At 64.9% G+C, this 450-nt stretch carries 1 pseudogene; it reads left to right on the top strand.

The annotated features are described in order from the left end of the window. A pseudogene (locus tag KDH83_RS31620) lies at nucleotides 1–450 on the top strand (hypothetical protein); the annotation flags it as partial.

The raw sequence follows: 450 nt of genomic DNA, 5'->3' as shown, positions 1-450 counted from the left end.
ACATCAACCGCAAGCTCGCGGGCGCTCTCACCCGCTACCGGGCGGACCTGCTGCAGATCGTCGAACGCCCCGATGACGATGACCTGGACGATGACCTGGACGATGACGTAGGCGACGGTACCGATAGCGCCGAAGACCGTACCACTCCGCCCAATGAACGCGCGTCGGAGAAGCGTCTGTACTCTGAACCCGCCGAGTTCTTCGGCTTGCTGCTCAACGGCAAGCTCGAACCCGTCCCGGTGCTCGACGCCCGGCTCTACAACACGCTGCCCAGCACCCGTCCGTTCTTCTCCACCCATGGAGAACAGGGCGAGCTGCGCGGGGTCAACTGGAGCCGGCGCTTCGCGATGGTCGAGCTGCGCGAATATCCGGCCAGCACGAAGCCCGGCCACCTGAACAAGCTCCTGCAGCTGCCCATCGAGCTGATCCTGAGCCAGTCCTTCGGCGGAC

It is taken from the genome of Achromobacter sp. Marseille-Q0513 (genome assembly GCF_018195695.1).
GTDB lineage: Bacteria > Pseudomonadota > Gammaproteobacteria > Burkholderiales > Burkholderiaceae_B > Achromobacter.
The sequence above is the reverse complement of the archived record's forward strand: the minus strand, read 5'-3'. Positions and strand labels throughout refer to the sequence as shown.